Origin of the sequence: Pseudomonas triclosanedens (assembly GCF_026686735.1) — a bacterium.
GTDB lineage: Bacteria > Pseudomonadota > Gammaproteobacteria > Pseudomonadales > Pseudomonadaceae > Pseudomonas > Pseudomonas triclosanedens.
Genome location: NZ_CP113432.1, coordinates 5137005 through 5156896, shown reverse-complemented (window position 1 = coordinate 5156896; position 19892 = coordinate 5137005). Strand labels below are relative to the sequence as shown.

The window sequence follows — 19892 nt, the reverse complement described above, 5'->3', positions numbered from 1 at the left end:
GCTAGCGGCCTCTGTGTGAAATGGCTCACGGAAAATCGAGGCTAAAGGACTGAATTTTCTGGCAAGTTTTTTGCCAGAGTCTGTCATCCGAGTCTGATTTGCCGCTATGACATACGACGCCGCCCTTGCCAAAGCCCGATGGGCCGAACTGGAACGCCAGAACGACCTCGATTGGGACCTGGATGCCATCACCGACCGCAATGAAGCCATTGCCTTCCTGCAGCGCTTCGAAAACCGTCTGTGCATCTACTCGTCGTATGTCGAGAAACTCTACAGCAACTACAGCTTCGTGATTCCCGAGAGCCAGGAAGGTGGTATCACCATCCTCCCGGACGAACAGGCCTGGTTCGATACCTTCCACGACATTCCCGCCGAAGCGGTGGAGCCCACTGGCATCCATATCCTGCCGGGTGAAACGATGGGCTACAGCGGCCTGTACCTGAAGATTCCCGGCGAGCACCGCCTGGTGGCTTCCCGCGAGATGCCGTTCCAGGATGGCTTGAAGCTGCTGATCAACCGCTATCGCATGCGTGACGACACCTTCCTCCCCGTGCTGGTCAAGGGCGACCTGCGCGAGTACGAGGCGCGCATGCCATCTCTGCACCTGCATCGCCTTAACGTCGCCAAGCTCCAGGCCCAGTCGCGTCTGAACCTCGATGCCATCAAGGGCGCCATCGCCGAGCACCTGATCGGGCTGTTCCGCCAGCGCTGACGTCCCGGGTGTAACGCGGGTGTGACGATGGGTAACAATTCGCCCTGCGATTTCCCCGGTTGCGGCGTCCCTCCGAAATGCCCTTCGCGATTTACTCGACTATGGGTCGGCCACTCCTGTCTCCCGAGCTCCTATAGTGGCATCACGGCGCCGAGTCTCGATCCGGCTGCCGGACGAATAACAACAGGCTTCCGGCATCAGGAAGCCGGGAAGGGAGAGAGCCATGCGTCAGTCCTTCGGCCCGCTCATGCGGGCTGCCGCCCTGTTCTGCGGCCTGCTGCTGGCCAGCAGCGCCCAGGCCCGCATGGAATCGCTGAATGACGAGGAACTGTCCAGCATCACCGGACAGGCAATGCTCACCGTGGATGCCCTGACCTACGGGGCCTACCAGTACACCCGCCTTAACTTCGGCGCCGATATCGACATTCTCACCAACATCGACGAACTGCGCCTAGGCGACTACACGCGCAGTGGTTCGGCCTCCAGTCAGCCGGCGGACATCCAGATCAACAATTTCGCCCTGGGGCGGGTGACCAACTCCAACTCCGCCAATGCGGCAGTGGAGCCGTTCCAGATGCGCGACCCCTTCATCGAGTTCGCCTTCAAGACCAACGCCAGCGGTGTGCGCGAGCTGGCCGGGGTGCGTGTCGGTTTCGGCAAAGCTCTTGGCTACCTCTCCGGCGACATCCAGTCACTGTCGGGCAACCTGCAGGGCAAGATCTATGGGCCGGCCTCAATCGCTTACGACTACTACACCCGCAACGGCTGTCCCAACATAGTGAACTGCCTGTTGCTGGCGGTGGCGGGCGATACCGAGATCGAGGCCGAGGTCGGGCTGGTCAAGGCCAACACGGGCGAGGCCACCACCATCCGCGCGGAGCAGATCGGCATTCCCAAGGGTACCTCGATGAATACTACCGACCCGAACAACATTCTGGCCGGTTTGATTCCGGTGCTCACTACTGCCAGCGGGTGCAAGACCCTTGGCCTGGATGCCTGCTTCAATCTCACCAACTACAAGAGCATCTTCATCGGCCAGCCTGGCGCAACCGATATCAATGCCGGCGCACAGGGCATCTTCTTCTCCCTGCAGAACCAGAACGTGCCCTGGCAGGACCTGGCGAACGCCGGCAACTTCGTGAATACCCAGTCCGGCGCCTATGCCAACTTCCCCAAGGTAGGGACCGGCGCGGACGCCGCCTACCCGATCCTGATCAACCTCTACGACGCCCTGCGTGGCCTGGCGCGCCAGCCGACCTGCATGGGCGCCCAGGCTTCGGGGTGCTGACATGACCGGGCGCAGCGCAGTCATTGCCTGCCTGGCCGGCTGGTTCCTCTGCCTGCCGGTTCAGGCCATGAAGGCTCTCGACGACGAACAGTTGGGAGAGGTCAGCGGTGCGGGGCTGGGGTTCTTCATCGACGGTTTCAGCTACGACCAGTCCAGCGCCACGGCGAAGATCACCGGAGTGAAGAACAGCGCCAACCAGGATGTGCAGGTGGACATCACCGGGGCTTACATAAAGGGCGCTGGCAGCCAGCGCGGTACGCTCGACACCAAGGCCTACCTGGGTACGCCGATGCACCCGTTCACCTTCGGGCCGATCAAGTACAAGACCGGCGACAATATCCCCGTCGGGCAACAGGCGCTGCAATTGAAGACGCCAACCTGGACCGACCCCATCAATGACACCCACAAATTCGGCCTCTGGTCCTACTACCAGGGCTGCCTGTATGGCGAATCTGGCTGTACCGACCCGACCCTGGCGAGCAATAAGGTCAATACCGAACTCACGACGCTGACCGGCCAGCGCGATACCCTGCTGTCGACCTACCAGAACAACATGCCAGCGCTCAAATCCGGTATTGATGCGGATATGCTCACAGTGAACCAGCGGCAGGCAGTCGTGGATCAGCGCGAGGCCCTGGTGCAGAGCGCGAACGATTCGGTGAACTCGGCCTATAACGTGATGAAGGGCTGGTACGACCAGTTGCCGGCTCAGCAGTGCGGCCCTCTGGGCGGCTCCTGCCAGTCCAGGCCTGCGATCGGCGACACCTATAGCTGTCCGCTGATCGGAGGCTGCAAAGACCCCAACGTCGCCAAGTACAACAGCTCGATCAAGCCTTGGAGTGACGCCAAGGACAGCCTGAGCACCGCGCAGAACAACCTGGCGCAGTCGCAGCAGGATCTCAGCGCCGCCTGGAGTGTCACCCGCAACGGCGTGACTCTCAGCAAGCGCGCCAGTGACTATGACAAGTTCATCCAGCTCTGCGGCGCCCAGAGCGGCAGCGGCACCACCTGCGTCAGCGGCACTATCGATCGGACCAGCAAGAACGCCGCCACGGTGAAGCTGGTGGCCGACGCGATGCCCGGTTCCGCCGGCACCCGCATTCAGGGGCTGGATATCGGCATCAAGACTCGCTTCACGCTGCCCAGCGTCGCCTACAACAGCAACGGCACTGCTGGCGCGACCACGCAGCGGCAGGACTTCTTCTCCATTTCCCTGGAGAACTTCACGCTGAACGGCTCGTACCTCAACCTGTGGGGCGACAAGGCCGGCATGAAGCTGTCCATGAGCTTGCAGATGTATGCCGACAAGCTCGTCATCAGCGGCTGCGAGACCTGCAGCGACAGCAATCGCGCAGTCGCCAAGAACGTCTATTTCGACCTCAATCTGGGCGATGCCAACTACCAGCCGGCGACCCTTACGGTAGCCAGCAACGGCGACCTGGTACTCAATGCTCCCGGCGTCACCTGGGCCAATCACGACGCCTTCTACAAGAACGTGCAGAAGAGCAATATCAGCATCGGCAACCTGAATATCGGCGGTACCGACATCGGCTCCCAGGCTATTCGCGGGATGCGGATCGACTATCTGAACGTGCGTACCGTCAACCTGCCGCGCTAATGGGGAGAATCGCCGTGAACAAACTGTCGAGCCGACTCCTTGGGGCGCTGCTGCTAGCCCTTGCCTGTGGCGCCCAGGCCGAGATGCGCGGCCTGGATGACAGCGAGATGTCCGATGTCACCGGCCAGGCCGGCGTCAGCCTGAGCATCAACTTCAACCTCGCCCCGGTCGCCAGCGATACCCGCTGCACCGGCGGGTGCGGTGCGCGCCTGGCGATCCAGCCGCTCAACAGTACCGGCTACGTCGTGCTGGACAATATCAAGGGCACCTTCAGTTTCGATGGCATGAGCCTGGACATGGTGACCATCAACAGCGGTTTCAACGGTGACGGAGCGCTGTTCAAGCGCCAGGCCATGAAGATCGGCCTGACCAATGCGAGCGCCACCAACCTGCAGTTCACCCTGGGAGGCTCGAACCAGGGCGTCGTCAGCGGCAGCGGGCTGCAGCAGACCAACCTGCTCACCTACCAGGCGACCGGCGCGGTCAAGCTCACCGGCAACGTCTACGTATTCGGGACGCCCTGAGCGGAAACGGGTGCCTTGCACAGTGGTTGAGTAGACGCTCTCCGCCCGCCGGCCTTTCCGTCGGCCGCGTTTCACGCGACAATCCCGCCTCGTCGTGATGGCCTGCCTTGGCAGGCACCACCCACAGGTAACTGTCTCTTGATCGAAGAAGCTCGCCGCCGCGCCTACCTGGGCGCCATGCAGGTCGCCACCTGGTTGCCGCGCGTTGCGCTGCCGTTCGCTGCACCGTCGCGCCCGCAGTTGCTGGAGGCGCCCGAGCCTGTCGTGGCAAATCCGCCGCCGACTCCGGTGGTCGAAACGGCACGCGAGGCCGCCCCGGTCGCGGCGCCCGAGCAGTCGATCAGTGCTCGCGTCATGCCGCGACCTGCCGCGCCGACCAAGCCTGTCGCCCCGGTCGAAGCCGAACCGGAAGCCGCGCCCGTTCCCCGTACCCCCGTCGCCCCGCCTCCGCGCTTCGCGCTTCAGTTGCTGCGTGCCGGCGAGTGCATGTTGCTGGTCGAATTGCCTACCGGCGAGCCGCTGGCCAGCCGCGATCCCGCCTACCTGCTTCTGAAAGACCTGCTGCGCGCCGCTGGCCTGCCGGATAGCCCGCAACTGGTGGGCGAGCCGGTGCGCTGGCCGTTGTTCGCCGGTGGCAGCATGGACCAGGGGCCGGAAGCTGCCCGCGAGTTCGTCCAGGGCTTCGTCGCTGCACGCCTGGAAGAGAGTGCAGCGTGCCGCTGCCTGTGGCTGGTCGGCATGCCGGCGGTACGATTCGCCGGCGAGGCGGACGAAGAGGCCCTGCTGCGCGAACTGCAAGTCGAAGGCCTGGGCGTCGCCTGGGCTATTCCGGGCCTTGAGCGCCTGGCCGAACAACCCACTTTGAAAGCCGACCTGTGGCGCGCCATGCGCCGCGTGCGGCAACGCTGGATGAGTCAGAACACCGCATGAGCGATGCCGTTTCCTTCCGCCCGATGACCGAGGCGGATCTCGATGCTGTCCTCAAGATCGAATATGCAGCCTTCAGCCATCCGTGGACGCGCGGCATCTTCACCGATGGCTTGAAGAGCTACGACTGCTGGGTGATGTTCGAAGGCACCCAGCAGGTCGGCCACGGCGTGATCCAACTGATCCTCGACGAAGCGCACCTGCTCAACATCACTGTCAAACCGGAGAGCCAGGGCCGTGGCCTCGGGCTGCGCCTGCTGGAGCATCTGATGACGCGCGCCCGCGAGCTGAATGCGGTGGAGTGCTTCCTCGAAGTGCGCGAGTCGAACCAGCCGGCCTACCGCCTGTACGAGCGCTATGGCTTCAACGAAATCGGCCGGCGTCGTGGCTACTATCCGGCGGTCGGCGGTCGCGAAGACGCCCTGGTCATGGCCTGTACGCTGGTCGATTGATCCCTGTCATAACGCTGAAAATTTCCTGCGACGCGGGATTTTCCTAAGCCCAGGCACTCGCGTACCCTTGTTGCCAATAACAACAAGAAATAGGTCGCGACATGAATCGCAGCGATGTGATCGTGGTGGGCGCGGGCATCTCCGGGCTGACCGCGGCCTGGCGTCTGGCATTGGCCGGACGGCAGGTGAAAGTGCTGGAAGCCAACAAGCGCGTCGGAGGTCGTACCCTCAACCATAGCTTCGCCAGCGGCGAGGTGGTTGAAGTGGGCGGCCAGTGGGTCGGCCCGACCCAGGAGCGTATCCATTCCCTATTGTCCGAACTGAACCTGTCGACCTACCCGCAATGGAATCAGGGCGACAATCTCACCTTGTTCGGCGGCCGGCTGAAACCCTATCGCGGCACCATTCCCAAATTCGCCCCCCATGTCCTGCTGGACGTACTGCAAGCCCATGTACGCCTGGATCGCATGGCGCGGGAAGTCCCTCTCAGCGACCCCAGCCTGCATCCCAGGGCCGAACTGTGGGACAGCCTGACCTTCGCCGAATGGCTGCGCCGAAACGTGCGCACCGCCACCGGGCGCAAGGTCTTCGAACTGATGTGCGGCGCAGTGTTCGCCGCCAGTCCCCATGACCTTTCATTCCTCCACGTACTCTTCTACATCCGCAGCGGCAACAACCTCGACACGTTGCTGGGCGTCGAAGGTGGTGCGCAGCAGGATCGCATTCTCGGCGGCTCGCAGCGCATCTGCCAGTTGCTGGCCGAGCGACTGGGCGACGCCGTACAGACCGGCGAGCCGATTCGTGCGGTGCGCCAGAGCGACAGCGGCGTCGATCTGATCAGTGATCGTGGCGTTCACCAGGCAGCGCACGTGATCTTCGCCATTCCACCGACGCAACTGTTGCGTATCACCCAGGAGCCGTTGCTGCCCAGTTGGCGGGACCAACTCCTGCAACGCCTGCCGCAAGGCGCGGTGATCAAGTGCATGGCGCTCTACGACAAGCCATTCTGGCGCGAACGCGGCCTTTCCGGGCAGGCCACCAGCGAGCTGGGCCCGGTACGCCTGACCTTCGACAACAGCGTTCCCGGCTCGCCGCGCGGTGTGCTGCTCGGCTTCATCGAAGGCGATGAGGCGCGACAGTGGAATGCACGGCTGTCGGGTGATCGCCGGACGCGGGTGCTGGAATGCTTCGCCCGTTATTTCGGCGATGAGGCGCGTCATCCGATCGATTACGTGGACAAGTCCTGGGCGGAAGAGCCCTTCGCCCGTGGCTGCTATGCGGCGCTGTTCCCGCCGGGACTGTGGAGCAGTGGCGCCGCGCGCCTGCGCGAACCTTATGGAAGATTGCATTTCGCCGGTACAGAAACGGCGACGCACTGGATGGGTTATTTCGATGGGGCCGTAGAGGCTGGGGAGCGCGCGGCACGGGAAGTGCTCGGCGCGAGGGACGATCGGGGAGAAGAGGACTATGTGCGACACCTTGGTATTGCGTAGCGGTGGGGCCACCTGGTTCGCCAAGAACAGTGATCGCGAGCCCGCCGAGCCGCAACGCCTGATCCGTCTGCCAGCCGTCCATGGTGATCGTATGCCGAGCGTGCGCACCACTTACCTGGAGATTCCGCAGACTGCCAATCGCCACGCGGTGATCCTCAGCCAGCCGTCGTGGCTATGGGGCGGCGAAATGGGTGTAAACGAACGCGGTGTCGCCATCGGCAATGAAGCAGTATTCACCCGACTCACACTGCGTCAGGGCGAAGCGCTGCTGGGCATGGACCTGCTGCGCCTGGGGCTTGAGCGCGCATCGAGTGCGCGCGAGGCGCTGGCGGTCATCACCGAGCTTCTCGAACGGCATGGCCAGGGCGGGGCGGCTGGCTATCGCAACAAGCGCATGCGTTACGACAACAGCTTCCTCATCGCCGACCGCGACGAAGCCTGGGTGCTGGAAACCGCCGGGAAGCTCTGGGCGGCGAAGCGGGTCGAGCGCTGGGCGATTTCCAATGCGCTGACCCTTGGCCGGGACTACGACCTGTGCAGCGATAACCTTGAAGGCCAGGCGCGCCGGCTCGGCTTTTGGAACGGTCGCGGCGACTTCCACTTCGCACGTGCATTCGACGGGCGCGTGCTGCCCTGGGTTGCCGGAGCGAGGCAGAGGCGTCAACTCAATCAGGACTTCCTCGCCCATTGTCCGGCAGAGGTCGACTGGTTGGCGCTGGTGGTCGCGCTACGTAGCCACGGTCATCGCGGGCATCGATTCTCATCGCACGACAATCGCCAGGTCTGCCTGCATGCCGGCAGTTTCTGGCGACCTTCGCAGACCACTGCAAGCCTGATCGCCAGGCTGGACGGCGACTCGCCGCGAATGGCCGCGACTGGCACCTCGGCGCCCTGCCTGTCGATCTTCCAGCCGCTGGGGTTCGAAGCTGGTGCTGGCGAGGCCCTGCTCAGCCGCGAAGATGCCGCCGTGGAGGATTCCTTGTGGTGGCGCTTCGAGACGGTTCACCAGCGCGCGTTGTCCGATCCCGGCTTCGCCGATGCGCTGCGTGCCGGTCATGGCTGGCTGGAAACGGAGTTGCTGGCGGCGCTGGATCGGCGCACGCTGGATTGGCCGCGCCTTGCGGCCGAGGCCCAGGCCTGGCATGACGCCTGGCGTCAACTGGCGCTCCAGGAAACCCCGCGTCCTTCGCGCTGGTGGCGCCTGAACGCGGCCCGCTAGGCGCGGCTTGTCATCTCGGCCTGCGCTGCGTAAGGTGCGGCAGCCAACGATGAGGAGCCGAACATGAGCGATCTGCAGGAGCTGTTCGAGAACAACGCACGCTGGGCGGAGGCCATCAAGCGGGAAGATCCTGATTTCTTCGCCAAGCTGGCGCGGCAACAGGCCCCGGAATATCTGTGGATCGGTTGCTCCGATGCCCGTGTGCCGGCCAACGAGATCGTCGGCATGTTGCCTGGCGACCTCTTCGTCCACCGCAACGTCGCCAATGTCGTGCTGCATACCGACCTCAACTGCCTATCGGTCATCCAGTACGCCGTCGACGTGCTCAAGGTGAAGCACATCCTCGTCACCGGCCACTACGGCTGCGGTGGTGTGCGCGCGGCCCTGCAGGATCGCCAGTTCGGGCTGATCGACGGTTGGCTGCGAACCATCCGCGATCTTGCCTACGAGTACCGCGACCATCTCGGCCAGTTCGAGAAGGAAGAGGAGCGGGTCGACCGCCTTTGCGAACTCAACGTCATTCAGCAGGTGGCCAACGTCAGCCACACCAGCATCGTCCAGAACGCCTGGCACCGTGGCCAGCCGCTGTCGGTTCATGGCTGCATCTACGGCATCAAGGACGGCCGCTGGAAGAACCTCAACGTCACTGTCAGCGGTCTGGATCAGTTGCCGCCGCAATACCGCGTGCGTCCGCTCGAACAGATGTGAAGCGGCTATCCACCTTTGCCGCGCAGTGGCCGGCGTGGGTGGACCATCGATACAACATCCGGGCAGCAGAGGTTAGCAATGCGTCGGTTGTGCGTGATCCCTGGAGACGGCATAGGCCGTGAAGTCGTGCCGGTGGCCATCGAAGTTCTGGAGCGGCTGCTGCCCGACCTGCAAGTGGAAGAGGCCGAGGCGGGTTGGGGTTGTTTCGAGCGCCGAGGTATGTCGGTGCCGCAGACGACGCTGGCTAGCCTGAGTGCCTGCGGCGCCGGGCTGTTCGGCGCGGTGTCGTCGCCCAGCCATCGCGTCGAAGGCTACCGCAGCGCAATCCTCACCCTGCGACAGGAGCTGGCGCTGAATCTCAACTTGCGCCCTGTGCGTTCCCGCCCGCGGGTCTCGCCGCGCCAAGGCGTCGACCTGATGATCCTGCGTGAGAATAGCGAGGGGCTCTATAGCGGCCGCGAGCATTGGGAGTCCGACGGCGTCGCCATCGCCGAGCGGGTAATCAGCCGCTCCGCTTGCGTGCGCCTCGCTGCCGGCGCAGCGGAGCTCGCCCGCTTGCGCAATGCCCGGCGTATAACCCTCGTGCACAAGGCCAATGTCCTGCCACTCACCTGCGGCCTGTTTCGTGATACTTGCCGTGACGCCTTGGCCGAAGAAGGCTGGAGCGATGTCCTCGACGAGCGCCTGGTCGATGTTGCCGCCCTGCAACTGGTGGCGTGCCCGGAAGCCTTCGATCTGATCGTCACCACCAACCTCTTCGGCGACATCCTTTCCGACCTCGCCAGCCACTGGGGCGGTGGCCTGGGCATGGCGCCGTCGCTCAATCTCGGTGACGCTATAGCCCTTGCCGAACCCGTCCACGGCAGCGCCCCCGACATAGCTGGTAGCGGCCGTGCCAACCCGCTGGCCGCTATCCTCAGTGCTGGAATGCTACTGCGCCACCATTGGCGTCTACCCGCATTGGCCGAGCGGCTGGAGGCGGCAGTGGATGTGTTCCTGGAGGAGGAGGGCAGTGTGGACTTCGGGATCGGGACGACGCGCGAGGTTGGGCGTGGGGTATTGCAGCGGTTGGGGTGACGGCGATTCTACTTGGCGTGGGTGCCGGAGGATGCCATTGGTGGAACGTCTCTAACGCCATTCCGGCGTGGCAGGTGGCGTTCGGGAGTACTTGAACCGCAGCCACCGATCTCCGCAACTGCCTTGCACTTCATTGTGTCAGCAGTCGCCTGAACTTGATGCCTGCGTAGATGCCGGTGGGCACCACGGTCAAGGCGAAAGCCCACAGAATCGGCCAGTCGAAAATGAAGATGAGCACCAGGGATATGGCAGTGGCCAGAACACTGGCGACGATGCCCCAGAGATAAACGTCAGCAACCCTGGCTGCATCTTCAGCGACTGACCTTTCGGCAAGACCCTTCTTTTGGCGCACATGGCGCACCAGCAGAATATCCAGGATGTACGTTACGGCTTCTTCCAGCAGACTCCACATCTTCGATCGTCCCTCCATAGCAATCCGCGCGACTCGTACTCAACAAGGCGGCGCCTCGTCTCGAAAATCTGAATGAGTTACCAACCGACCGCAACACGAGCCCGATCATTTGCGATACGAGTGGTACAAGCGGTTGAGGTGCGGGGGACACGAAGAGCAGAAATCGGCAAAGGAAAAGGGGGGTCAGCTTTCCTTTTCGAGATATGGTGGCTACACCGGGACTTGAACCTGGGACATCAGCATTATGAATCGCATGAGAGGCACCTCACGCACCCTTGAAGCCCCGTAAATCGGGCCTTTCAGAAGCGAAAAGGCCTCACTTAAACCGGCTGTTTCTGACAATACACCTTATGTAGTCACCCTAGACTCTTTACGGGTACTAGCGCCTCGCGCTAGCTTCCTTGCATGGCCTCTTGCCATGAAAGGACGCGTAAAGGAGAGAAGGATGGCTCGCCGCCGCAGAACCTCGGCCATTGAAGACCTCATAGAGATCGCCAGTCGTCTGCCCTGGTGGGTAAGCCTGCTCATTGCCCTGGGCAGTTGGCTCATTCTTCATCTTATTGCCAGCAGCCAGCCTGACGTACCTAAGGACTTGCACCAGATGGGGCAGTCTGTTGCTGGCCAACTCATCCGTACCTTCGCCTTTTTCGGCCAGTTCGTGCTGCCTGCGGTGTTCGTGATCGGCGCCATTGGCTCTGTGCTTGCCAGAGCCGAACGTAAGAAGCTGCGTGCAAACGTGGCGAACGCAAGAGAGTCCGGACAAACCATTGAAGGCATTAGCTGGCGCGAGTTTGAGCTGCTGGTGGGCGAGACCTTCCGCCGGAAGGGGTTCACCGTTATTGAAAAGGGCGGCAATGGGCCGGATGGTGGCGTTGACCTCGTGCTGCATTTGGGAACGGACAAGTACCTGGTTCAGTGCAAGCAGTGGAAGGCCATCAACGTTGGCGTCACAGTGATCCGTGAATTCTTCGGTGTGATGGCTGCGGAGGGAGCTGCTGGAGGTTTTGTTGTCACTTCGGGGAAATACACCCAAGAAGCCAAAGCGTTTGCAGATGGACGTAATATTCAGCTAGTTGACGGGATTCTTCTGAAACGTTGGATATCTAATTACTCTGAAGATACGCCTACTATTTCGTTGGCTAGTAACTCCGCTCAAAAAACTGCTCCGCCTGAAATTCCACTCTGTCCGGTTTGCAACGAAATAATGAAGATCAGGACGGCAAGGCGCGGGTTAAATGTTGGGAAGGAGTTCTGGGGATGCTCGAAGTTTCCTGTTTGTCGCGGCGTAAGGGGGATAGGGTAAAGGTTAGGGATGGATATGGCCATTTTCTAGAGAGTAGATATGAAAGAGCATGAGTATTCTTTGTTGGGTGGGGTCAATAGAGCAAAGGTTGGCCGGTATATCGGATCGATCTCTGCGGTAGTTTCGGGTGTGGTTGTTTTTATGCTGTTGTCGGCAGTTGATTTGGCGAGAAATTTCAATGTTTCCGTTAATGTTCCTCCTGCGGTGCTGTCTCTGGTTGGCGCCGGTGCAGTGTTTGCCGTTCTATATGCTGTTTTTGATAAGTACATTTGGAGGGTGGGAACTCTCAGGGGACTTTTGAAGATTCCAGATTTGGCTGGGGAATGGCGTTGTCAGGGAAAGTCTCTGAACATGGATGGCGATGTTCTTTATGAATGGGAGGGCGTGGTTTTTATAGTTCAGAGTTGGGACAAAATTCGTGTTGGGCTCCGAACGGATCAGTCGGGATCTAATAGCATTACTGCTGCGGTTATGTATGATGAAATTGATGGTTATAGATTGCTCTATAATTACGAGAATACACCTAGGCTCGGTGAGAGCGATTTAGAAAGGCATGTTGGGTTCGCCGAATTGATATTTTCCAAGGATGAAAGTAAGGCGGAGGGTGAGTACTTTAATGGCCGGGGGCGAGTTAGCTTCGGGAAGATTTTTTTGACAAGGAGTAGAGTGAATGGTCGCTAATATCAATAATTATTTGAGTCGCATGCGTGCTCGCCGCAATGGGACTGATAGGCTAAGTAATATTGCGCTGGATGAGCGAATTTCTGTCCTGACGAAAAGCCTTAATAGAGAAGGCTGGGAGGGGCGAGTAGCTGATAAGCCGTATACTCGTTATGCGCTTGGTGCTATGCAAGAGGTTTCTCCTGAATATACGAGAGTTAGCCTTGAGACTGCTGAGAGAGTGGGGAGTCAACTAAAAAGTAGATTGGAAGCGAAGGGCCTTGGTGTGGAGTTTCGCTTGCAAGGTTCTGTGCCTTTGAATGTCCACATTCGAGGGGTTAGTGATGTTGATTTGTTGACGCTGGATCGAGATCTTTTTACTTATTCTGTGCATGGGCCAAAAAGCAAGTCTGGCCTATATGGAAATCCGGCAAACAAAACTTCTTTGGGTACTCTTTTAACGCTAAGGTCTGCTGTTGAGGAGGTTCTTCCCGATGCTTTTCCGGCAGCAGATGTAAATATTGAAGGTAGTAAAGCAGTTAAAATTTCAGGAGGATCCTTAGCTCGGCCAGTTGATGTGATTCCATCTCATTGGTTCGACTGCGTTGCCTATCAGGTCTCTGGGGCTGAGCATGATCGTGCCGTTACTATTTTAGATAAAGGTGTTCCTTGCACTCTTGATAATTTCCCATTTCTACACATTAAAAGAATTGGTGATAGGTGTGACACTGCACGAGGCGGCTTAAGGAAGTCCATTCGACTCTGCAAGAATGTCAAAGCTGACGCAGAGGAGGAAGGTAGAAAAATCGACCTTTCTAGTTTTGATATTGCTTCGGCCATGTATTACGCAGATATGAGTGTGCTCGGTCTGTCGTGGTACTACGAGCTTAGTGTTCTTGCTGAAACTCAAAGGCACTTGAAGAATCTAAATGATAATAAAGAGTATGCAAAGTCACTGCTGGTTCCAGATGAGTCGAGGAAGATATTTGATACGTCTGAAAAATTAGTTGCTCTTGGTAGGCTGTCTTCCGAGATTAATGATCTTCTTGAGTCAGTAGCGAAGGAGAATAGTCAGATTTTGGCATCCTCTCTATACCCAGATCTCGTTAAAAGCCGGCAAGCTGTAAGCTCGTTGAAGATTAATTGAGTATAGAAATGGCCTATTGGCAGAGTGCTAGTAGGCCAATTGCTATTGTATTTTATCTGCGTAATTGGGTTTACCAGCTCCGCTCCCGTAATCCTTCGGTGCATTCCTTGACGTCATCATCAATGACGTTTCCTGGCTTGATGCATTCCTTCATGGACTTCCGCGCGTCTCGGCTGGCTTCCTTCTCGCGCTGAGCTTGCATCTTGAGGTTTGTCCTCGCGCCTTCTGCCAGCGGACCTTTGCCATTGGCAAGACTCTGCATGATGCTCTTCTCAAGATATTGGGCAGGAACGTCGATGATCGGCTTCATCGCATCGGCTGCTTCGGCGAGGGCGGTTTTGTCCTCCGCGGATGCGAAGGAGCAGCAGCTCAGGATGGTGAGGCTAGTCAGGATGGTCTTCATCTGGTTCACGTCCTTGTAGTGAAGGTTGGTTAAGCCAGGCTGATAGGGGGCTTAGCCAGACCATATGCTTGCAGCATCCTGTGCCAATAGGAAATTGCTTAAAAGTAGAGCGCTGCCTATTCCCTGGTCATGCTCATCGCCTTTTGCTGGTCTATGCAGGCTTATACCTGCTACTTCTGCCTCACTTCTCCCTGGCGGATTTCTCTCGGGCAAACCAACGCCTAGCGACCGTCTGAGTTATCTCTATCCCGCGTCTTGTCCGACCAAGTTTCGATCAGCCTCATCGTACTCAGGGCTAATTTCCCCATTAGCTGGGTCAACCCTGCCCGTACGCAACCATAGAGAGTACTGAGGGTAGTGCTCTGCAATGAGGTCGAGCTCATTGGTACGGAGGTTTGCCCTTTTATCGTACCGAATGGTTTTGCACCGTTCCTCCTTTATGCCCGTGGCGAGGCCCACCTCACGGTGACCCAGCTTAGACATAAAGACGCGCACTCTTTCCTGTGTTGATTCCATATTGGTCTAAAAAAAGGATGTTGAATTATTCCACTCTTCGCGGGGAGTGGTAATATTCCACATGTCTTGTGGAAATATTCCACCTGCTCGATATGTGCAGGTAGCCGCGATTATAGGGGGTTCGCATGGAAGAGTCTGGAATAGTGGGGTTTACCGTCACAGGTGCGATGGAAAAGGTTACGGATTTCCGTACCGCTCCATTCTGCTCCCAGGCGGTATTCGCTCAGATGCTGGGCCTGGAGGACATCACCGAAGACGTGGTGCGCGGCTGGGTCGAAACCAAGACCGTGCCGACCGCCAAGATTGGCCGCCGCCGCGTCATCAACCTCCACAAAATCCGCCGCGACCTTGACCGGGGCAAGTCGATCTTCTGCCAAGGGGATTACGACGATGAGTAACCGGGGAGGGCCGCGCCGTGATTCCGCTCAACCGCTATCTGCATCAACCGCATGCGCCGGACTGCGACTGCTCTGTCTGCTGGTCCCGTCGCGAACTGGCGAAGCCCGCTCCCTCCCGATCCACACCCTGCACCGAGTGCCGCCCTACGCGAGTCTTCACGGTCGTTACCACGATGGCCAAGGTCGGGGGCGTGTGGCGCTCGATCCACTCGACGTACCGGGTGGAACCGGGTTTTATCTGCGCGAAACACATGCCCGCGCTCCGTCCCCCGAAGTACTGACACGTTGTCTACGACAGCGGCAAACCGACTCCTTTCGTGCCGATCCGCGAACCCTTCGAGCTGGAGGGCTGAGCCATGACCTTTAATCCGATCCCGCACCTGATCGTCCGGACCGTGCTGCTGATCATCGGTGCACTGGTGGGGCGCTACCTCGCTCGCCACACCCTCCCCACCTGGGCCAAACCGGTCCAGGGCCGCCGCCCCGGCTTGTCCGAACGCGCTTTCCCGTTCGGACAAACGGAGCGCCGGGCGAAGCGCACCCTTGACCGTGCCCCGCCCTGAATAGCCTTCGCTCGGGAGTGAGGGGCAGCTCCACCGCCCCGCGCTCCTGAGCCCTCGGCGGCAAGAGCGGGATGACAAGGGCAGCGCCCTTGGTGTTCACCCACTCACCGCACGCACCACCCATAAACCCAGGCACCACCCCACCCGCTAAAAGACGGCCACCAACGCGCCCAATTTGCAGCAGCGGGCCAACTCATGCCCGAAAAAGGCAAAGGAGCTTCACATGAACATGTTTGCAACCACTGGCGGAGTCGTTGAACTGTGGGTCACCCAGACCGACACCTTCACCTCCAAGACCTCCGGCGAGATCTACGCCAGCGTCCAGGCGATTTCCCCGATCCCCGAAGGCGCACGCGGCAATGCCCGTGGCTTCGAAATCACCCAGTACGACATCGAGCCGACCTTGCTCGACGGCATCGTCTTCGAAGGCTCCCCGGTGCTCTGCAAGTTTGCCACCGTGGTGCGCCCGACCAAGGACCGCTTCGGCAACACCAAGAACACCCAGGTGCTGACCGAACTGCTGGCCACCGGCAAGGACGCGCACACCCCTGCGCCGAACCGTCCGGCTGCCCAACCGCAGCCTCCGCGCCCGACTCAGCCCGCCGCTGAGAAACCCTCCGACTCCAGCAAGTCCTGACGGCGAGGGTAGGTAGATGAAAGCGCCGCTCCGTTTCGCCTTCGGCTGGGTTCTGTACGTGGCAATCCTCTGCGCCGTGTCGCCGGTCGTGCGTGCGCTGCGCGAATTCCTCGAACCCTACCCGCTGGATGCCGTGATTGCGGTGGTCGCGGCGGCGTTCGCCTTCCTTGCCCTGTGGTGGTTCGTGCTGCGCTCCTTCTGGAGCTGGTGCGACCAGCCACGCAAGGCGACCCGCTGACATGGGCGTGGTTGCCATTCAGGTCTGCACCGGCTGGGCGTCCACGGCGGACGGCCTCATGCAGTGCCTGCACCTCGAATGGCAACAGGCCTACCTCATTCCGCCGAAGGCCGCAGGTTACGTCGACCTGCTGGTCAACGGCGGCTTCTCCCCGGAAGCCTTCGGCATCGGTGCCGCTGGCGTCCTGGGAGCCTTCGTGACGGGGCTTTTGACTGGCTGGGTCGCGTCACTTCTTCGTAAAGCCAGATAGAGAGGAAACACCATGAAAGGCATGAAACAACAGATCGCCCAGTTCAACCCGATCCGCTCGTTCCGCAACCTGTGCATTGCCGGGGCCGTCACTGCCGCCAGCGCCGCGCCGGCCTTCGCCATCGACACCAGCGCGGTGGAATCGGCCATCGACACCGGCAAGACCAACATGGAAACCATCGGCACCGCCGTTGTGGGCGCCCTGGTCATCCTGGCGGTAGCCGGCCTGATCTACAGCATGCTGCGCAAGGCGTAACCCGTGCTCTGGTCGGTGTGGTTGGGGGCGTTCTTCGCCGGGGCCTTCATCACCGGGTACCGCTGCGGCGAATTCTTCTAACCCCACTCACCTTGTAGCCGGACCTGGACCCCGCTTCGGCGGGGTTCTTTTTCCCTGGAGACTGCCATGTCTCGTCTCGTAGCCGCCGCGCTGTTTCTGCTGCTCCTGATCAGCCGCACCAGTCTTGCGGAGTCCTATTACTGGAAGCCATTGGAGGCCGGGGGGAGTGTTAAATATCCCGACATCTTCTCCGCCTGCCAGGACTCGACTGCACGCTGGAATGCCGCGCACCCGGACATGCCGACAGGCACTTACACCAAGTTCGTGATGCTCTCCGCCGAACAGGCCAACTGCCGTGGGCGTAGCAGCGCCTCCCCTGACTTTTCCCTGGGCCTGGTTGTTCGCGGCGGCAACGGCTGCGATGAAGGGACCGAATACGACGCCCAGACCGGCGCCTGCAAAGCGCCCCCACGTGATTGCACCGGGACCCAGGGCGAACCGTTCCCCGCCAAGGGCCCGGACTCACCCGTCATCAGCTCCGGTGGCCGCAACTACATCGCCGACAGCGGCGCCCCCACGGCCTGCTACGAGCAATGCCAGTACACCAGCGAAACGGGGCGCTCCACGAGCTGCTACTTCGTCAAAGGCTCCACCACCCAGGGCTTCTGCAATTACATCCTGAATGGCACCGGGGAGAACTGCCCCGCCGACGCCTACCAGTTTTCCGAGACCGGCGACCAGCTCAACCCGCCGACCGACCCCGCCGACCCCTCCGTACCGCCCTCCGATCCCAACGACCCCGGCTGCCCGGAGGGGTGGGCATGGTCTGGAACCACCTGCGTCAAAGCCGACCCCTCCAACCCGGGCGATGGCAGCGGCGAGGGCGAGGGTGATGGCAACTCAGGTGGCGGCAATCCCGGCGGTGGCGATGGCTCCGGTTCGGGTGATGGCGACGGCTCCGGCACAGGCGACGGCGATGGAACCGGCAACGGCACAGGCGACGGCGATGGCTCCGGCAATGGCAACGGAGACGGCGACGGAGAGGGTGAAGGCGAAGGCCAATGCGACCCCGCCAAAGACCCCAACGGCTGCCAGGGCCAAGGCCCCTCCGGCACCCTGAGCGAGCCCGAGGCCGGTAGCTGGGACGAGGCCAACCAGGAATGGGACCAGAAGATTCAGGACGCCAAGAAAGAACTCAAGGACGCGGTCAAGGGCAGCATCGACCAGCTCAAGGGCGCCTTCGATCTCCAGCTCTCCACCGGCGGCGGCCAACTGCCCTGTGAGGCCATCAACGTCTGGGGCAAATCCTACCGCCTGTGCGTCGCCGACTACTCCTCCCAACTCTCCTACCTGCGTCTGGCGCTGCTGCTCATGGCCGCGCTGATCGCGGCGTTCATCATCCTGAAGGAGTGACTTATGGAATGGCTCTCCGGCTTTCTGGACCAGATCATCGGCTTCTTCCAGTGGATCTGGGACTTCTTCGCACAAGGCATCTACGACTTCGTCAAAGACGGCCTGGTGGTGGTGACCAAGGCCATCATCTACAGCACCCTGCAAACCTTCATCCTGCTGCTCGAAGTCAGCTTCACCGTGGCGCGCGAGCTGATCGATGGCCTGGGCATCCCCGCGATGGTGAGGGGCATGTACGCCGCGCTCCCGACCCCCATTGCGGCGGGCCTGGCGTTCTTCGGTATTCCCCAGGCGCTCAACATCATCATGACCGCTGCCGCCACCCGCTTCTGCATGCGCTTCGTGCCGATCATCGGGAGGTGAAGCATGTCCATCAAGATTCACCACGGCCCCAACGGCTCGTACAAAACCTCCGGCGCCATACAGGACGATGCCGTCCCGGCCCTCAAGGAAGGCCGCGTCATCATCACCAACGTGCGCGGCTTCACCCTGGAGCGGGCCTATACGGTCTTCCCGGACCTGCCCAACACCGCCGAAATCATCAACCTCGATCTCGAATCGCTGGCCGACCTCGAACGCATGCGCACCTGGTTCCAGTGGGCACCGCGGGGCGCGTTCCTGATCTTCGATGAGACCCAACTGCTGTTTCCCAAGTCCTGGCGCGAGAAGGACCTGGAGAAGTTCGACTTCCCTGGCGGTCCCGAGGCCGCCCATGAGGCGGACAGACCGATGGGCTGGCTGGATGCCTGGACCCGCCACCGGCATTTCAACTGGGACATCGTCCTCACCACCCCCAACATCAGCTACATCCGCGACGACATCCGCATGACCTGCGAGATGGCCTACCGGCATTCCAACCTCGCCGTGATCGGCATCCCGGGTCGCTACAAGGAGGCCCAGCATGACGCCCAGCTCAACCGGCCACCCGCCGATGGCACCATCATCGAATACAAGCGAATCCGAAAGCAGACCTTCGCCCTCTACCAGTCCACCGCCACCGGCAAGACCCAGGACACCAAGGCCGGCAAAAGCCTGCTCCGGTCGCCTAAGCTGGTTCTTCTACTGGCACTGCTGGCCGGCTCTGTTGGCTATGTCATCGTTAATTGGCCTGGCAGCCTCTTCCGCCCTGAGCCTGCTGCGGCCACTGCCGAGCCTGTGCCTGTTGCTGATGCGCCCACTGAGCAAGGCCCTGCTGTGGCTCCTGCGGCGCGTCCTGCTGCGACTGGGCTTCTTCCTGCTGGTTTTCTACCTGCTGGGGCAACTGGTGCGACTGCTGACCTGAGCGCCCATCCCTTTGCTGATCGGCGCATCAGCATCCTCGCCCACGCCTATCGCCCCTCCAGGGGCGACCTCTACCTGCTCGCCCTGGATGACCCCGAAGGCCGCCACCTGGAACTGACCAGTTGGCAACTGATCGGCTCCGGCTACCACGTCACCGCCAAGGGCGAATGCGTGGCCGAACTGGCCTACGAAAGGTGGAAGCAGACCGTCACCTGTGGCGGCAAACAGGCCCTGAACCTGGCCAGCACGATACCGACCGCACTACCGAACGCACCCCTCACCGCGCCTGCCAGCGCCCCGCCCGCAGCACCTGGCGCGCTGACCATCGTGCCCGATACCGAATACGCCTCACGCCCCTGGAGGAACGCCAAATGACCCTG

24 protein-coding genes and 1 pseudogene are annotated in these 19892 nt (G+C 60.9%); 23 read left to right on the top strand and 2 right to left on the bottom strand.

Annotated features, from left to right (window positions below; genetic code table 11):
- The first annotated feature begins 106 nt into the window (after positions 1 to 106).
- The 10 genes from OU419_RS23900 (at position 107) to OU419_RS23855 (ending at position 10018) form a co-directional block, all read left to right on the top strand.
- Positions 107 to 712, top strand: coding sequence for a hypothetical protein (locus OU419_RS23900; protein ID WP_254476802.1), 606 nt, complete (start codon positions 107 to 109; stop codon positions 710 to 712).
- 223 nt (positions 713 to 935) lie between these two features.
- A complete protein-coding gene (locus tag OU419_RS23895; protein WP_254476803.1) occupies positions 936 to 2000 on the top strand; it encodes a hypothetical protein in 1065 nt (354 codons plus the stop codon).
- Between the two features lies 1 nt (position 2001).
- The gene (locus OU419_RS23890) at positions 2002 to 3618 is read left to right on the top strand and encodes a hypothetical protein (protein ID WP_254476804.1); all 1617 of its coding nucleotides are present in this window, start codon (positions 2002 to 2004) and stop codon (positions 3616 to 3618) included.
- Positions 3619 to 3632: 14 nt separating this feature from the next.
- Positions 3633 to 4142 (top strand): DUF6160 family protein, encoded by a 510-nt coding sequence (locus OU419_RS23885; RefSeq protein ID WP_254476805.1) that lies wholly within the window; start codon positions 3633 to 3635, stop codon positions 4140 to 4142.
- A gap of 138 nt (positions 4143 to 4280) precedes the next feature.
- Positions 4281 to 5072, top strand: coding sequence for an energy transducer TonB (locus OU419_RS23880; RefSeq protein WP_254476806.1), 792 nt, complete (start codon positions 4281 to 4283; stop codon positions 5070 to 5072).
- Positions 5069 to 5521, top strand: a complete 453-nt coding sequence (gene rimI, locus OU419_RS23875) for a ribosomal protein S18-alanine N-acetyltransferase (RefSeq protein WP_254476807.1) — start codon at positions 5069 to 5071, stop codon at positions 5519 to 5521. Before OU419_RS23880 ends, rimI begins: the two co-directional genes overlap by 4 nt.
- A gap of 101 nt (positions 5522 to 5622) precedes the next feature.
- Positions 5623 to 7014, top strand: coding sequence for a flavin monoamine oxidase family protein (locus OU419_RS23870; protein WP_254476808.1), 1392 nt, complete (start codon positions 5623 to 5625; stop codon positions 7012 to 7014).
- Entirely contained in the window at positions 6989 to 8233 is a 1245-nt protein-coding gene (locus OU419_RS23865) for a C69 family dipeptidase (RefSeq protein WP_254476809.1), read from the top strand. The genes OU419_RS23870 and OU419_RS23865 overlap by 26 nt, the downstream gene beginning before the upstream one ends.
- A gap of 63 nt (positions 8234 to 8296) precedes the next feature.
- Positions 8297 to 8941 (top strand): carbonate dehydratase, encoded by a 645-nt coding sequence (gene can / locus OU419_RS23860; protein WP_254476810.1) that lies wholly within the window; start codon positions 8297 to 8299, stop codon positions 8939 to 8941.
- Between the two features lie 78 nt (positions 8942 to 9019).
- Entirely contained in the window at positions 9020 to 10018 is a 999-nt protein-coding gene (locus OU419_RS23855) for an isocitrate/isopropylmalate dehydrogenase family protein (RefSeq protein ID WP_254476811.1), read from the top strand.
- A 130-nt stretch (positions 10019 to 10148) separates the two neighbouring features.
- Here OU419_RS23855 and OU419_RS23850 read toward each other — a convergent pair whose 3' ends face one another.
- Positions 10149 to 10430 (bottom strand): hypothetical protein, encoded by a 282-nt coding sequence (locus OU419_RS23850; RefSeq protein WP_254476812.1) that lies wholly within the window; start codon positions 10428 to 10430, stop codon positions 10149 to 10151.
- A gap of 445 nt (positions 10431 to 10875) precedes the next feature.
- Here OU419_RS23850 and OU419_RS23845 point away from each other — a divergent pair, with 445 nt between their 5' ends.
- From OU419_RS23845 to OU419_RS23835, 3 genes are read left to right on the top strand one after another with little or no spacing between them, the layout of a single operon-like run.
- Positions 10876 to 11733 carry a restriction endonuclease gene (locus OU419_RS23845; protein ID WP_254476813.1) on the top strand — a complete coding sequence of 286 codons (858 nt, stop codon included), beginning with the start codon at positions 10876 to 10878 and terminating at the stop codon, positions 11731 to 11733.
- A gap of 39 nt (positions 11734 to 11772) precedes the next feature.
- The gene (locus OU419_RS23840) at positions 11773 to 12414 is read left to right on the top strand and encodes a Cap15 family cyclic dinucleotide receptor domain-containing protein (RefSeq protein ID WP_254476814.1); all 642 of its coding nucleotides are present in this window, start codon (positions 11773 to 11775) and stop codon (positions 12412 to 12414) included.
- Positions 12404 to 13540: a nucleotidyltransferase family protein gene (locus OU419_RS23835; protein WP_254476815.1), complete on the top strand. Its 1137-nt coding sequence runs from the start codon at positions 12404 to 12406 to the stop codon at positions 13538 to 13540. Before OU419_RS23840 ends, OU419_RS23835 begins: the two co-directional genes overlap by 11 nt.
- A 70-nt stretch (positions 13541 to 13610) precedes the next feature.
- Here OU419_RS23835 and OU419_RS23830 read toward each other — a convergent pair whose 3' ends face one another.
- A complete protein-coding gene (locus OU419_RS23830) occupies positions 13611 to 13943 on the bottom strand; it encodes a hypothetical protein (protein ID WP_254476816.1) in 333 nt (110 codons plus the stop codon).
- Between the two features lie 641 nt (positions 13944 to 14584).
- On the opposite strand from OU419_RS23830, the gene OU419_RS23825 reads away from it, so the two are divergent.
- From OU419_RS23825 to OU419_RS23780, 10 genes and pseudogenes are all read left to right on the top strand, one after another.
- Entirely contained in the window at positions 14585 to 14857 is a 273-nt protein-coding gene (locus tag OU419_RS23825; RefSeq protein ID WP_045217776.1) for a hypothetical protein, read from the top strand.
- Between the two features lie 17 nt (positions 14858 to 14874).
- Positions 14875 to 15210 (top strand): annotated as a pseudogene (gene pflM / locus OU419_RS23820) (lysogeny maintenance protein PflM).
- A gap of 3 nt (positions 15211 to 15213) precedes the next feature.
- On the top strand, positions 15214 to 15420 hold the full coding sequence (locus OU419_RS23815) for a hypothetical protein (RefSeq protein WP_254476817.1): 207 nt from the start codon (positions 15214 to 15216) through the stop codon (positions 15418 to 15420).
- A gap of 223 nt (positions 15421 to 15643) precedes the next feature.
- Positions 15644 to 16057, top strand: coding sequence for a DNA-binding protein (locus OU419_RS23810; protein WP_254476818.1), 414 nt, complete (start codon positions 15644 to 15646; stop codon positions 16055 to 16057).
- 16 nt (positions 16058 to 16073) lie between these two features.
- Positions 16074 to 16295, top strand: coding sequence for a hypothetical protein (locus OU419_RS23805; RefSeq protein WP_254476819.1), 222 nt, complete (start codon positions 16074 to 16076; stop codon positions 16293 to 16295).
- 1 nt (position 16296) lies between these two features.
- Positions 16297 to 16545: a hypothetical protein gene (locus tag OU419_RS23800; RefSeq protein WP_254476820.1), complete on the top strand. Its 249-nt coding sequence runs from the start codon at positions 16297 to 16299 to the stop codon at positions 16543 to 16545.
- Positions 16546 to 16557: 12 nt separating this feature from the next.
- Positions 16558 to 16800 (top strand): major capsid protein, encoded by a 243-nt coding sequence (locus OU419_RS23795; RefSeq protein ID WP_254476843.1) that lies wholly within the window; start codon positions 16558 to 16560, stop codon positions 16798 to 16800.
- A gap of 147 nt (positions 16801 to 16947) precedes the next feature.
- Positions 16948 to 18234: an attachment protein gene (locus OU419_RS23790; RefSeq protein ID WP_254476844.1), complete on the top strand. Its 1287-nt coding sequence runs from the start codon at positions 16948 to 16950 to the stop codon at positions 18232 to 18234.
- A gap of 3 nt (positions 18235 to 18237) precedes the next feature.
- Positions 18238 to 18594, top strand: coding sequence for a DUF2523 family protein (locus OU419_RS23785; protein ID WP_254476845.1), 357 nt, complete (start codon positions 18238 to 18240; stop codon positions 18592 to 18594).
- Positions 18595 to 18597: 3 nt separating this feature from the next.
- Complete coding sequence (locus OU419_RS23780) at positions 18598 to 19887, top strand: zonular occludens toxin domain-containing protein (RefSeq protein ID WP_268172348.1); 1290 nt, start codon at positions 18598 to 18600, stop codon at positions 19885 to 19887.
- Positions 19888 to 19892 lie beyond the last annotated feature (5 nt).